General features: G+C 67.3%; 13 protein-coding genes and 1 pseudogene. 8 read left to right on the top strand and 6 right to left on the bottom strand.

What is annotated here, in order from left to right:
- Positions 1-286 precede the first annotated feature (286 nt).
- Positions 287-1,888, top strand: coding sequence for a purple acid phosphatase family protein (locus ACFV15_RS20085; RefSeq protein WP_378351996.1), 1,602 nt, complete (start codon positions 287-289; stop codon positions 1,886-1,888).
- A gap of 16 nt (positions 1,889-1,904) precedes the next feature.
- A complete protein-coding gene (locus ACFV15_RS20080; protein WP_378351995.1) occupies positions 1,905-3,380 on the top strand; it encodes a purple acid phosphatase family protein in 1,476 nt (491 codons plus the stop codon).
- Positions 3,381-3,437: 57 nt separating this feature from the next.
- Here ACFV15_RS20080 and ACFV15_RS20075 read toward each other — a convergent pair whose 3' ends face one another.
- From ACFV15_RS20075 to ACFV15_RS20050, 6 genes are all read right to left on the bottom strand, one after another.
- Complete coding sequence (locus ACFV15_RS20075; protein ID WP_378351994.1) at positions 3,438-3,635, bottom strand: ferredoxin; 198 nt, start codon at positions 3,633-3,635, stop codon at positions 3,438-3,440.
- Positions 3,636-3,646: 11 nt separating this feature from the next.
- Complete coding sequence (locus ACFV15_RS20070) at positions 3,647-4,861, bottom strand: cytochrome P450 (protein ID WP_378351993.1); 1,215 nt, start codon at positions 4,859-4,861, stop codon at positions 3,647-3,649.
- The gene (locus ACFV15_RS20065) at positions 4,858-5,373 is read right to left on the bottom strand and encodes a PadR family transcriptional regulator (protein ID WP_378351992.1); all 516 of its coding nucleotides are present in this window, start codon (positions 5,371-5,373) and stop codon (positions 4,858-4,860) included. The genes ACFV15_RS20070 and ACFV15_RS20065 overlap by 4 nt, the downstream gene beginning before the upstream one ends.
- Positions 5,374-5,514: 141 nt before the next feature.
- Entirely contained in the window at positions 5,515-6,399 is an 885-nt protein-coding gene (locus ACFV15_RS20060; protein ID WP_378351991.1) for a hypothetical protein, read from the bottom strand.
- The gene (locus ACFV15_RS20055) at positions 6,390-7,388 is read right to left on the bottom strand and encodes a hypothetical protein (RefSeq protein WP_378351990.1); all 999 of its coding nucleotides are present in this window, start codon (positions 7,386-7,388) and stop codon (positions 6,390-6,392) included. The genes ACFV15_RS20060 and ACFV15_RS20055 overlap by 10 nt, the downstream gene beginning before the upstream one ends.
- 28 nt (positions 7,389-7,416) lie before the next feature.
- A complete protein-coding gene (locus tag ACFV15_RS20050; protein ID WP_378351989.1) occupies positions 7,417-8,646 on the bottom strand; it encodes an alkaline phosphatase in 1,230 nt (409 codons plus the stop codon).
- Between the two features lie 549 nt (positions 8,647-9,195).
- Here ACFV15_RS20050 and ACFV15_RS20045 point away from each other — a divergent pair.
- The 6 genes and pseudogenes from ACFV15_RS20045 to ACFV15_RS20020 all read left to right on the top strand — a co-directional run bounded on the left by ACFV15_RS20045 (position 9,196) and on the right by ACFV15_RS20020 (position 13,276).
- On the top strand, positions 9,196-9,897 hold the full coding sequence (locus ACFV15_RS20045) for a C39 family peptidase (protein WP_378351988.1): 702 nt from the start codon (positions 9,196-9,198) through the stop codon (positions 9,895-9,897).
- Positions 9,898-9,989: 92 nt separating this feature from the next.
- On the top strand, positions 9,990-10,652 hold the full coding sequence (locus ACFV15_RS20040; protein WP_378351987.1) for a VOC family protein: 663 nt from the start codon (positions 9,990-9,992) through the stop codon (positions 10,650-10,652).
- Between the two features lie 170 nt (positions 10,653-10,822).
- Positions 10,823-11,548 carry a DUF2382 domain-containing protein gene (locus ACFV15_RS20035; RefSeq protein WP_378351986.1) on the top strand — a complete coding sequence of 242 codons (726 nt, stop codon included), beginning with the start codon at positions 10,823-10,825 and terminating at the stop codon, positions 11,546-11,548.
- An 82-nt stretch (positions 11,549-11,630) separates the two neighbouring features.
- Positions 11,631-12,645, top strand: a pseudogene (locus ACFV15_RS20030) (DNA topoisomerase IB).
- Positions 12,646-12,681: 36 nt separating this feature from the next.
- Entirely contained in the window at positions 12,682-12,831 is a 150-nt protein-coding gene (locus ACFV15_RS20025; protein ID WP_378351985.1) for a hypothetical protein, read from the top strand.
- Positions 12,832-12,862: 31 nt separating this feature from the next.
- Positions 12,863-13,276 (top strand): STAS domain-containing protein, encoded by a 414-nt coding sequence (locus ACFV15_RS20020; protein WP_378351984.1) that lies wholly within the window; start codon positions 12,863-12,865, stop codon positions 13,274-13,276.
- Positions 13,277-13,354: the final 78 nt, after the last annotated feature.

Here is a 13,354-nt window from a genome sequence, read left to right as displayed (position 1 = left end):
GCCCCCCGGGGCGGCCCCGGGGTGGGTTTCCGGGGGGCCCCCCCCACGAGGCTCCACTGGGGGTTTGGGGGGGGTGTGGGGGCGGGCCCGGTTAGAACCGGTCGTACCACTCACGACCAAGCCGAGGCCGGTGGCGCCTCTCTGCGACGAGATCCTCGCGCTGATAAAGCAAACCATGCACGGTGAACACGGGTAACCAAATTCACCTTGCAGAGTCTCATGCAATCGATTACCGGAATGATCCACACCCATTGACATAGTTAGGAAGGCTTCTTAACTTCGGAACATGTCTGAGACTCCCCCGCGCACCAGGTCTCAATCCCCCGCCCGGCAACCAAGTCTGGCCGAGCAGTACGAATACTTCAAAAAGCGCCATTCCCGGCGAACCGTCTTACAGGCCGGAGCGTTGAGCGGCGCCGTGCTGGTCGCGGGCGGCACGCTGCTGCCCGGCACCGCGGCGGCGAGCCCGACCGTCCTGCTCAACTCCGAAACGGTCGCGGGATCGGCGCTGCGGCCGTTCGGCAGGCACCTCGCCTACGGGGCCGACTCGTCGCGGCAGGTGGTGGTCTCCTGGCAGACACCGGCCAAGGTGACCGCGCCGTTCCTCCGTTTCGGCACCGTGCCGGGAGAATTCGGCGAGGCCATCCCCGCGGAGGTGCGCGCGCTGGAGAGCCTGCTCACCTGGCAGCAACCGGACCACACGTTCTCGCCCCATTTGTCCAAATCCGTGACCCAGTACTACCTGCACGTCCGGCTCAACGATCTGCTGCCGAACACCACGTATTACTACGTCGTCGGCCACCAGGGCTATGACCCCACCACCAGCGGGCGCATCGGCGAGATCGCCACCTTCCGCACCTCCGCCGCGCCGGGCCGCACCGACGCGTTCACCTTCACCGCCTTCGGCGACCAGGGCGTCGGCTACAACGCCGTCGCGACCAACAGCCTGATCGCCGACCTCGCACCGGCCTTCCACCTCGCCATGGGTGACCTCAGCTACGCCTTGAACGGCGAAGGCGGGCATCCGGAGGAGGACGTGTACGACGCCCGCAAGTGGGATTCCTTCTTCTCCCAGAACGAAATCATCGCCGCGGGCATCCCGTGGATGGTCGCGCTCGGCAACCACGAGATGGAAGGCTGGTATGCCGACCACGGCTACGGCGGGATGCGTGCCCGGTTCACGATGCCGGACAACGCGTGGGACGGCTCCACCTGCATCTACTCGTGGCGCTACCAGAACGTCGCCTTCCTCAGCCTGGACGGCAACGACATCTGCTACAACAGCCGGTCCAATTTGAACTACACGGACGGCAAGCAGCTCGCCTGGCTCGGCTCACAGCTGGCGAAGTTCCGCGCCGACCCGACGATCGAGTTCATCGTCGTCTACTGCCACCAGTGCACCTACTCCACGTCCGACGCGAATGGCGCGGAACTCGGCGCGCAGGAGAAGTGGGCACCACTGTTCGACAAGTACAAAGTGGACCTTGTACTCAACGGGCACAACCACCTCTACGAACGGACCGACCCGATCCGCGCGGGCAAGGCCACCAAGAAGGTGCCATCGCTGGGCACCGTCAACTCCGTCAAGGACGGCGTCACCTACATCACCGCCGGCGGTGGCGGCGAGGGCATCAGTGAGATCGTCGACGGCGTAGCGGAAAGCTACCTGGGCAACGTCAAGGACGTCTCGGCCAAGATGCGGTTCGACACCGAGGATGGCGAGACCCAGAAGGTCACGGTCACCTGGTCCCGCGTCCGCTACCGCGGCTACAGCCTGGTCTCGGTCGACGTGGTGCCGCCGTCGGACGGCGCACCCGCTCAGCTGAAGGTCCGCGCGCTCACCGAGACCGGCACGCTGGTCGACGAGATCACCATCCGCCGTAGCTGAATCCCGGAAGGCCGCCATGTCTCAGACCGCATATTCGCGACGGAACCTGTTCCGGTTCGGCGCCAAGACCGCCCAGACCACCCAGTCCGCCGCAAGCTCGAAGCTGCGGCCGCTCGGCCGTCACCTCGCCTACGGTGCCGACCCGGCCAAGCAGATCGTCATCTCCTGGCAAGAACTGACCAAAGTGGACGGCCCTTACGTCCGGATCTCCACCGCACCGGGCAACTTCGGCCAGCCCATCGCCGCCGAGGTCCGCACGCTGACGAGTGAACTCTCCTGGCAGGATCCGGATCACGACTTCCCGCCGCACACACCACCGACCACCCAGTACTTCCTGCACGTCAAGCTCGACAACCTGACGCCGGACACCACGTACTACTACGTCGTCGGCCACCAGGCCTACGACCCGACGACGACCGGCCGCACCGACGAGATCGCCAGCTTCCGCACGGCGGGCGCCACTCGCCCGTTCTCGTTCACCGCCGTCGGCGACCAAGGCGTCGGCTACAACGCGCGCAGGCTCAACAGCATGATCGCGGACCTCGCGCCCGCGTTCCACCTCGCCTTGGGCAACCTGAGCTACGCCATCCACGCGGGCGACCCCGGCAACGAGGGCGGCCACACGACCAAGGACAAGTACGACGCCCGCCAGTGGGACTCCTTCTTCGCCCAGAACGAGATCGTGGCCGCGGGCATCCCGTGGATGATCTCGCTCGGCAACCGCGAAATGGAAGACTGGTACTCCAGCACCGGCTACGGCGGCGTCAAGGCGCGCTTTTCCATGCCGGACAACGCCTGGAGCGGCTCCACCGGTGTCTACTCGTGGCGCTACCAGAATGTCGGCCTGCTGAGCCTTGACGGCAACGACATCTGCTACCGCAACACGGCCAACCTCGACTACAGCGCGGGCAAACAGCTCAGCTGGCTCGACACCCAGCTCGCCAAGTTCCGCGCCGATCCGTCGATCGACTTCATCGTCGTCTACTGCCACCAGGCCATCTACACGACGGCCGACGCGGGCGGCGCCGAAACGCTCGCCCAGCAGAAATGGGCGCCGCTGTTCGACAAGTACAAAGTGGACCTTGTGCTCAACGCGCACAACCGCCTTTACGAGCGCACGGACCCGATCCGTGCCGGCAAAGCCACGAAGCAGGTGAAGCCGCGCGGGACGGTCAACTCCGTCGCGGACGGGACCACGTACATCACGGCCGGTGGTGGCGGGCAGAACCTCGACACGTTCTTCAAGAAGATCGCCGAGTCCTATTTGGACCATGAGACCAGCGTGAGCTCGACGTACATGAAGTGCTTCAAGAAGGGAAGTTCGACGTACGTCGAGACCAAGGTGACGTGGTCGCGGGTGCGGTACCGCGGCTACGGCTTGGTCGCGGTCGACGTCACCCCGGCCGCGAACGGCGCACCCGCCCAGCTGAAGGTGCGCGCGTTCGCCGACGACGGCAGCCAGGTCGACGAAGTCACCATCAAGCGCGCCTGACGGGTCGTGAGTGGTATGGCCGGTTCTAACCGGCCATACCACTCACGACGTGAAGCCTCAGGTGTCCAGCAGCCGGATGGCCGCGACCGGGCACTGGAGTTCGCTCTCCCTGGCCAAGGCGTGCAGCGCGGGCGGCGGCTCGGCGTCGAGCACGACGACGAGCCCGTCCTCCTCACGCTGGTCGAAGATCTCGGGAGCCGTCAGCACGCACTGTCCTGATGAGACACACTTGCCGGTGTCGGCGGTGACCTTCATTTTTCTTCCCTTCACAGGAAAACGGGCACGCTGCGGACCCCGCCCGCGATCTTGTCGGAGCGGACGGCGATCTCGTCGACGCCGATCGCGAGGCGCATGCCGGGGAACCGGCGGAACAACGCCGGGAACACCGTGCGCAGCTCGGTGCGGGCAAGGTTCGCGCCGATGCAGACGTGGGCGCCGTGGCCGAACGCGATGTGGACGTTGGGCGTGCGGGTGGGGTCGAACTCGTCCGGGTCGGCGAAGACCGAGGCGTCGCGGTTGGCCGCGTCGCTGGAGACCAGTACCGCGTCGCCGCGCGCGATGCGGACGCCCGCGATCTCGACGTCCTCGCGGGCGTAGCGGAGCAGGCCGCCGGTCGCGCTGGTGGCCGAGAGGCGCAGGATCTCCTCGACGGTCGACTGGACCTGGCCTTCGGGGTCGGCGACGAACCGGTCGCGCCTGCCGGTGTCGCTGAGCAGGAACATCGTGCCGAGCGCGATCCGCGTCGACGTGGTCTCGTGGCCCGCGAACAGCAGGCCGGCGGCCTGGCGCGCGAGGTCGTCGTCGGTGAAGGTGGGGTCCTCGGCCTGCACCGCGACCATGTCGGAGATGACGTCCGGCTGCGGATCCTTGCGCTTCTTCTCGGCCAGCGACAGCGTGTACGCCTTGAACTCCTCCATCGCCGCTTCGCCGTCACCACCGCCGTCGAGGATGGAGATGCGCTCCGACAGGCTGCCGAAGTAGTCGCGGTCCTCGAACGGGACGCCGAGCAGCTCGCAGATCACCATGACCGGCAAGGGAAACGCGAGCAGCGCCGTCAGGTCGATCGGTTCACCGGGGTTCGCGTCCTGCGCGGCCCGCATGTCGTCGAGGCAGCTCTCGGTGAGCTCGTTGATGTGGTCGCCGAGCGCGCGCATGCGCGGCGCGGAGAACGCGGGCGCGAGCATCCGCCGCAGCCGTTTGTGGTCGCGCTCCTCATGGTCGAACTCGCCGGTCGGCCCGCTCAGCAGCGCCGCGTCCGAGATACGCGCCGCGTTCTCGGGTTGGGGGTGCGACCGGCCGAACCTGGTGTCGCGGAACACTTCGCGGGCGTGTTCGTACGAGGTCACCAGCCAGGCGAGGTCACCGGCCGGAGTGACCACTTTGGACAGTGGGCCGCGGTCGCGCAGCTTCGCGAACAGCGGCGCGATCTCCAGCGCGTTGCGCCGCTCGAAGGGCAGGTGCGGGGCTTCGGTGGTGGTCATCGGTTCTCCTCGACGTTCGCCTGCGAGCGCAGCGTGGCCAGCCACGCTCGTTCTTCGGTGAGCCTGCGGCCGACCTCGCCGAGCACGACGCGGGTCCACGGATCGGCCTGCGCGGCGGCGAGCGCGGCCAGCCGCTCGTGCTCGGCCGCGATGGCCCGGTCACGCGTGTCCAGCACCGCCTGCCGCTCGCCGCCGCTCAACCGGCTGAAATTCCCCACCCTGGCAAGGAATTCGGGCTCGTTGAGCGCCAGCTCCTCCGGAAAGTCGGCGAGCATGTCGCGCAGCAGCTCCTGCCCGACCTCGGTGATCTCGTACACGTGCCGCGGCGGCTTGGTCTCCTGATCGGCCGCGGTGCGGGTGACCGCACCGGCGTCCACGAACCGCCGCAGCGTCGGGTACAGCGAGTTGTTCGAGAGCGTGCGCCCGGTCGACGCTTCGACCTCTTTGCGCAGCTCATAGCCATGCAGCGGCTCTTTGGCCAGCCGCGCCAGCAACACGATCTCGATCCACACTAGGTCACCGTAACCTAGTCACCTGTAACATCGCAACAACGCTAAGTCACCCACGATGCGGCCCAGCACGCACGAACGCCCCTTTCACAACGATCAACGTTGTGAAAGGGGCGTTCACGTCGCCCAGGAGGTGGCCTGCGGCTAGCCGGCCGAGCTGATCCGGACCGAACCGCCGCCCTCCTCGTCGTCGGTTCCGTAGAGCAACCGGCCGCACGAAGCCGAAAGGCAGGTCAACGCCTCGATCTTGTGGCCGGGGTAGACACCGATCTTCACCGGATCCGCCGCGAGCGCGATCGAACCGTCGGCGCGCAGCTTGCCTGCCGCGTACACCGCCGAGTCGAATGGGCCGCTGTCACCCGGATCGGAGGCCGAGGAGATGAGGATCCGGTTGTCCTCGGTGATCTCGAGGTCGGAGGCGTGCCGGACGTCCCGTTCCGGATAGCTCACCCGGAACGGGACAGCCCTCGGCGCACCGAAGGACAGTTTCGCGATGTCGATCTCAGCCGAGTACAAAGTGGAGGCCCGGCTGTCCTGACCACGATCCGCCCACACGGCGAACAAGCGCCCCCTCACGCTCTTCAGCGCGAAGCTTTCGTAATTGTCACCCTCGGCGCCCTTCGGCACCTGGAACGTCCCGAGCACCTCGGCGGTCAAACCGCAGACCCTGATGTGGAAACCCTTGCCCGAACTGGCGAGCGCGATGTACTCACCCACGCGGCCCGGCACCTGTTCCACGGCTTCGAGGTCGATCGGCAGCTCGCCCGGCCACGCGATCGGGTCCACTGTGGAGACCTTGCCGCCGACGAGCCGGACCCGCACGGCCCGGTTCTGACCGGGTTTCTTGTTGTCACGCACGACGAGCGCGTCGACGCGATCCCAGCCGCGGTCCAGTACGGCGATGCCGCTGACCCCGGCCAGCATCCCGTCGCCGATGGACTGCCAGCCGTCGGCCGCCTGCGCGGCCGGTGCCTGGATCACAGCGGCGGCCGCGATCGCGGCCGCCGCGGAGAGGTACTTCAGACGCATGGCAAAGTCCCGGTTCGTTGTGCGTGGCTGCTGGTGTTGCCGTCATCGGCCCATACGACGGGCTTGGACCCCGACGAGCAGGCCGACTGCGGCGCGATGGCGAAACCCTCGTTGTTCAGGTTGGCCATCCCGCTGGGCCGATTGTACGTGGCGGTGACCGCGAACTTGCCCTGCGCGTTGATCTGGAGCGTGTTCGACCGGCCAGAGCAGTTGTTGTCGCAGACCGCCCAGAGGCGCCCGGCTTCCGGCTCGAACGTGAGCTCCATGATCGTCGAAGCGCCGGACGCGATGGTCGCGACCCTGGTGTAGCCGTCGCCCGCCTGGTTCAGCGCGTAGGCGTAGATGGTGCCGTTGTCCTCGAGTCCGACGAAGTACAGGCCGCTGCCGTGGTTGGCGTAGTTGGCCGGGTTGTACTTCGCCTTGGTCTTCTCGTCGTAGAAACCGTGCGCGGTCAGGAACGAGTCCGGGATCCACGAGATCGCTTCGAGGCCGTCGTTGTCGCCGACCTCGGGCAGGTCATCGGTGAGATCCCATTCCGCGGTCGCGTCGAGCGAACTCGCCGTCGACGCCCTGTCGTAGCGGAGGATCTTCAGCAAGCTCGTCCCGTCATCGTCGCCGTCGCGCTCGGTGGAGACGAAGATGCCGTCCGGGGTGGCGACCACACCTTCCGCGTCGGGATCACCCGCGCCATCGGCGTAGCTGAGCGACTTGCCCGATCCCCAGCCGCCCGTCGTGTCCGTGCGCCATTTGCCGGTGCCATTGGGCACGAGCCGGTAGAGCGTGCCGGGGCCGTTGCGCACCGCCCACAGCACACCGGCACTCTCGAAGGAGAGACCGCTCAGGTTCTGCCCGAACACGTTCGAGCTGTCGGCTGTGGTGACCGAGCTGCTCCCCGGCCATTTGAGGGTCGCCGCCTCCGCGGACGGCACGACGGCCAGGCCGGCGGCCGCGATGGACAATAGGGCGATGAAGCGGGTTTTCGCGGTCAAAGCGATCTCCTTCACCAGAAGTGGCTGACTACAACCGTGCGGCATCTCGCATCGCGTGATAGACCTCGGTGTTCTCGAGTGTGCCGCCGACGCGTGCGGAACCGGGCCCCGCCGCGGTGATCGGGGTGTCGGCGCCGGTGTGGTCGTGCGTCGTCCAGTCGACGGCGAACTGCTGCGGCGAGCCGGGAATGGCGAACGGACCGTCCTGGCGCGCGTGCTCGGGGCCGGTCTCGGAGTCGTCGTAGTCCTCGATGCTCAAGCCGCCCGTCTCGTGGTCGCCGCCGATGAGCACCAGCGTGTCCGGGTGCTGCTCGACGAACCGCATCACCTCGGCGACGGTCGCGTCGAGCGCACGGCCCGCGTCGATCACGGAATGCGCGTTGTTCTCATGCGACATGCCGTCCATGCCTTCCTCCTCCAGGAACAGGAAGAAGCCGCGCGGGTTCTTCGAGAGCGTGTCGAGCGCCTTGCGTGCCATCTGCTGCAACGGGACGCGCGGCGCGTACTTGCCGACACCGTCTTCACCGTAGTCGACCATGTCCTCGTTCGCGAAGAGCCCGAGAATCCGGTTCGCGCGGGTGTCCCGCAGCTCGTCACCATTGCGGACATACGTGTAACCGGTACGCTGCGCGCGTTCGACCAGGTTGCCGTACGGGCTGCAGCTCTCCTCACCCGGCTTGTCCGGCCAGAGACCGGGGTTCCCCTTGGGATACCACCAGTCCTCGCCGCCGCCGAGCAGCACGTCGGGCCGGGTGTTCTCAATGTACTGCCTGGCGATGTCGCTCTGCATGTCACGGCTGGGCACATGCGCCGCGAAAGCCGCGGGCGACGCGCCGGTCACCTGCGCGGTGGTGACGAGACCGGTCGACTTCCCGGCCTTCTTCGCGCGCTCGAGGATCGTCTCCAGTGGACGGCCGTCGGGATCCATGCCGACCTTGCCATTGGTCGTCTTGTGCCCGGTCGCCAGCGCGGTGGCCGAGGCGGCGGAGTCGGTCACGACCTCGTCGGGGTCGACGGACAGGGTGCGCACCAGGCCGGTGACGGGCAGCTTGTTCATCTCCAGCTCGCCACGCTTGCCCTTGAGCGCCAAGCGAAGCAGGTTCCGCTGGCCGAGGCCCATGCCGTCGCCCTGGATGTAGATGATGTTCCGCGCCACCCGGCCGCCTGCGGACTCCGTCTCCGCCGACTGCGCGACCGCGGCCGTACTGCCCGCGAGAACCGTCACTACCGCCGCCGCGACCAAACTGCGCCTGCGCACATCGCCTCCCAGCCGGATTAGTTAGGAAACTTTCTTAACACAAATCGGACGTACTGGCGAGACCGCGCGGCGAAGTTGCACGGTACTGAGCCATCGACTGGCTCGTGCCAGGTCGCCTTGGGTTTCATCGGCCGACCGTGTGAAGGGAGCCTTCACAAACCCTGGCTGTGTGAAGGCTCCCTTCACAAGCTCGTCATGCATGCTGGAGCGAGGGATCCCCTGCTCCGCTAGATGCAGCAGGGGATCCCTCGCCCAAAAACACTCGCCGGGGAACCGGCGCACGTCTAGCGCGAGGGGTCGTGAGTGGTACGGCCGGTTCTAACCGGCGAAAACACTCACGACCTCTCTCTCGACAGGCTCGCCCGCACCACACGCGTGGCCACGGTTTGGGTGAGGGAGGCCCTCACCCAGCTGCCCTGGGGGCACGCCACATTTGGCCTCCCCTCAAGAGAACCGCCCGCAACGCTCACGACTCCGGCGGCCTCGGGTTTCATCGGCGTTTCATCGGGCGCCGATACGTTGCGGATTCCGAGATCCCGAGGAGCTTTGATGCGCAGAAGAATCGTCTTGACCGCATTGACAGCCATCGCACTGGCGGTGCCGGGCATCGCCCAGGCCGCGGACACTCCGTCACTGTCGCCCATCGCACACGGCAGCAAGGCGGGCACCACCGTACTGAGCGGACAGTTCGAACCGGGCACCAAGGTGCACGTCGACGCCTCTCCCCAGAGCGTCCAGGGGCAGCCGCGCTGGCTGAACATCGACTACCAGGTGCAGGAAACCGGGTACTGGTGCGGACCGGCCGCGACCCGGATCGCGTTGTCCGCGCGGATGAACCCGCCCAGCCAGGGTGCGCTGGCCGGGCAGCTGGGCACGACCGTCGACGGCACCGGCTGGATCGGGCAGGTGACCAGCGTGCTCAACAACAATCTCGGCGGCGGCTGGTACGAGACCAAGGAAATGCCGAACGATCCGCCCGCGCAGTGGCAGCGGGACCTGCTGTGGAACGACATCGTCTACGACATCGACCGTAACTACCCCGTCGTGACGAACATCGTCGCCCCGGCGAACAACCACCCGCCCGGCTACCCCGATTACACGATCTACCACTATTTCACGGTCTTCGGTTATGACCCGGTCGACCGGACCGTGGTCATCGCCGATCCCGCGAACTTCGGGGGCAACGCGATCTACTGGATCACCTTCGACCAGCTCGCCTCGCTGATCCCGCCCAAGGGTTACGCCGCCTGATTCCTCGCGAGGTGGCGGCGGGCCCACGTGGCCGCCGTCCACTTCGCAGGGAAATACGTTGCCCGATCGCACGCGCCGGGCTAAGAAGACGGATGACCTCGAAACTCCACGCACTCTGCTTCGCCGCCACCGACCCGGCACGGTTGGCGCGCTTCTGGGCGGAACTGCTGGATTGGACGCCCCAAGAGGACTACACGCTCCTGCCGACCGATGACACCGGCTTCCGGCTCCGTTTCCTCCCCGCCGAGGCGCCGAAGACCCGCCAGAACCAGATGCATTTCGACCTGACGAGCACTTCGCTCGAAGACCAGCGGCGGACCGTGGCCAAGGCGCTCGACCTCGGCGCCAGGCACATCGACATCGGCCAGCTCCCCGAAGAGGAACACGTCGTGCTCGCCGACCCCGACGGCAACGAGTTCTGCGTCATCGAGCCGGGCAACGGCTTCCTGGCCGACTGCGGTTTCGTCGGCGCGCTCGCGTGCGACGGTTCGCAGGAAGTCGGCTATTTCTGGAGCAAGGCACTCGGCTGGCCGCTCGTCTGGGACCAAGACCAGGAGACGGCCATCCGGTCACCGCACGGCGGCCCGAAGATCACCTGGGGCGGCCCGCCGTTCGCACCCAAGACCGGTAAGAACCGGCTGCACTTCGAGCTGACCGGCGATCCGCACGAGATCGACCGTCTCGTTTCGCTTGGTGCGGCCGTGACGGACACCGGGCTCATCGACCCCGACGGAAACGAGTTCACCCTCGGATAGCACGTCGCGCTCGAATCGCTTGTTTTCCTTGCAGTACCCCGTCAAACCGAGTTGAAACAGACACCTTCCGGGGTCACTCACCCGGCGACACGACGGTTGCGGGCCCGGCGCGCGCCGGGTGAGGGTGATCTTGGCCGGACATCACTGACGAGGAAAGGAAGACGAGAGCCATGACCCGCACGCTGCGTCCCCAGGAACTCATCGACAGCACCGTGGTCGACGCACACGGAAGCAAGATCGGCAAGGTCGGCACGGTCTATCTCGCCGACGACACACGCAGGCCGGAGTGGGTCACCGTGCGCACGGGCCTGTTCGGGCACAAGGAAAGCTTCGTTCCGCTCAGCGGCGCCGCGCTGGACAACGACGGCCTGCACGTGAGCGTCGAAAAGGATCAGGTCACCGAAGCACCGCAGACCGAGGCCGACGGGCACCTGTCCCAGAGCGACAGCAACCTGCTTTACCAGCACTACGGTATGCCGATGCCGCGTACCGCCCCCGACGCGCAGAACACGCGCCAGGACAAGGCCGGGAAGACCGGCAAGGCCGATGCGGCGATGACGCGGTCGGAGGAGCACCTCAACGTCGGCACCGAGCAGATCGAGACCGGGCATGTCCGGCTGCGCAAGTACGTCGTCACCGAGGAGCAGCAGGTGACCATCCCGGTCAGCCACGAAGAAGTGCGCGTCGAGCGCGAGCCGATCACCGGCGAGGCGCGCGGCGAAATCGGCGAGCAGGAGCAGGAAGTCGTGCTGCACGCCGAAAAACCGGTCGTGTCCAAGGAGACCACCGCGGTCGAGCGCGTCCGGCTCGGCACCGAGACGGTCACCGAGGAGCAGACCGTCTCCGGCAAGATCCGCAAGGAGCAGATCGAGGTCACCCGCGACGACGAGAAGTGACCCGGCGCGACGCCGGCGTTCGTCCATGGCGAACGCCGGCACGCGTGGGTTGCGGCGTGCCGTTCCCGGGTATCACTGGCCGATGACGCGACTGAAGCGCAGTGCGGTGACGGGGAGTGGCCTCAAACGGGTCCGCCGCGGCCGCGGCTTCTCCTATCTCGCCGAGGACGGGAGCCGGCTCGACGACCCCGAGGTGCTCGACCGGATCGCCGCGCTGGTGATCCCGCCCGCGTGGCGCGACGTGTGGATCTGCCCCTACGCCAACGGTCACATCCAGGCGGTCGGCACCGACGACGCGGGCCGCCGCCAGTACCTCTACCACCCGGACTGGCGTCGCAAGCGCGATGAGGAGAAGCACGACCGGGTGCTCGCGATGGCCAGGCGGCTGCCCAAGTGGCGCGCGGACGTGGCCGACGGGCTCGCGGAGCGCGGACTCGGCTGCCGCCGCGTGCTGGCGGCCGCGTTGTTCATGCTCGACCGGGGGATCTTCCGCACCGGCGGCGAGGAATACGCCGAAGAGAACGGCACCCATGGCGTCGCGACGCTCCTGCGCGAGCACACGACGGTACGCGGCGACGAGGTCCGGTTCGAATATCCCGCGAAGGGCGGGATCATGCGCGTCGTGTCCGTCACCGAGAAGTCGCTCGCCTCGGTGGTGAAATCGTTGCTGCGCAGCCGTTCCGGCAGCGATCGCCTGCTCGTCTACCGGGAACGGGACGGCTGGCACGAGGTGCACGCGCAGGACATCAACAACCGCTTCAAGGAGCTGGCAGGCGACGATTGCACGGCCAAGGACCTGCGTACCCTGGAACGCCACGGTGCTGGCGGCGGTCGCGTTCGCCACCGCACCCGAGCCGACCTCGAAGACGGCACGCAAACGCGCCGAGGCGAGCGTGATGCGCGAGGTCTCGGAAGCACTCGGGAACACCCCTGCGGTCTGCCGTGCTTCGTACGTGGACCCACGCGTGATCGAGGCCTACCGCGACGGCCAGACGATCGCCGCCGCCGTGAAGCGGGTGCGACGTATCGACGACGACGAATCCCGCCAGGCGATCGAACGGGCCGTGATCCGGTTACTCCGCCGCCGAACGGGGTAACCAGGCACGAGCAGCCGCCTGATTGGAGGGGACGCCATGACCGGTGATCACCAGGCCACGCCCGAACTCGCCGAGGTCGAGCACGCCATCGAGGCCGCGAAAGAAGCCTCTGAGCAGGAGAAACACTCAGAACCGTTCTCGAACATGCTCAGCGCCGAGGAGCCTCACGAGACTCCGCCCACCTGACGCGGACCGGTCGAGGCATCGAAGGAGTCCCATGAACATTTCGTTCGAGCCTGAGCGCCTGCAGGTGTCCCGCCCGCTCGGCGCGACCGGCACCACCATCCTCGCCCTCACCGGCGAACTCGACGCGGGCACCACGCGCAAGCTCGCCTCCGGCATCGGCCACGTCCTCGCCATGGACCCGGCGCCCGAGACCGTCATCCTCGACCTCAGCGAGCTGTCGTTCCTCTCGCTGGCAGGCATCCGTTTCGTCTATGCCGCGCACGCCGGAGCGGGCGCCGAGGGCATCCGCCTGCGCGTGGTGACCGGCCACCGCCCCGCCGTCCAGGGCGCGCTGCGCGCCACCGGCTTCACCGCGGTACTCGACTGCTACGAGACCACCGAGTCGGCCGTGCTGGCCGGCGGCCTTGCCGAGTTCCTCAAGGACATGCACGCGAGCTGGGTATGAACGAGTCGTGGTGGTGGGGGCGGGGGGGATAAGGGCGCAACACACACGCAACCCCCACGCCCGCTAGACGAACGAATA

It is taken from the genome of Amycolatopsis sp. NPDC059657 (assembly GCF_042734395.1).
Classification (GTDB): Bacteria; Actinomycetota; Actinomycetes; order Mycobacteriales; family Pseudonocardiaceae; genus Amycolatopsis.
This window is presented reverse-complemented; position numbering and strand designations above follow the sequence as displayed.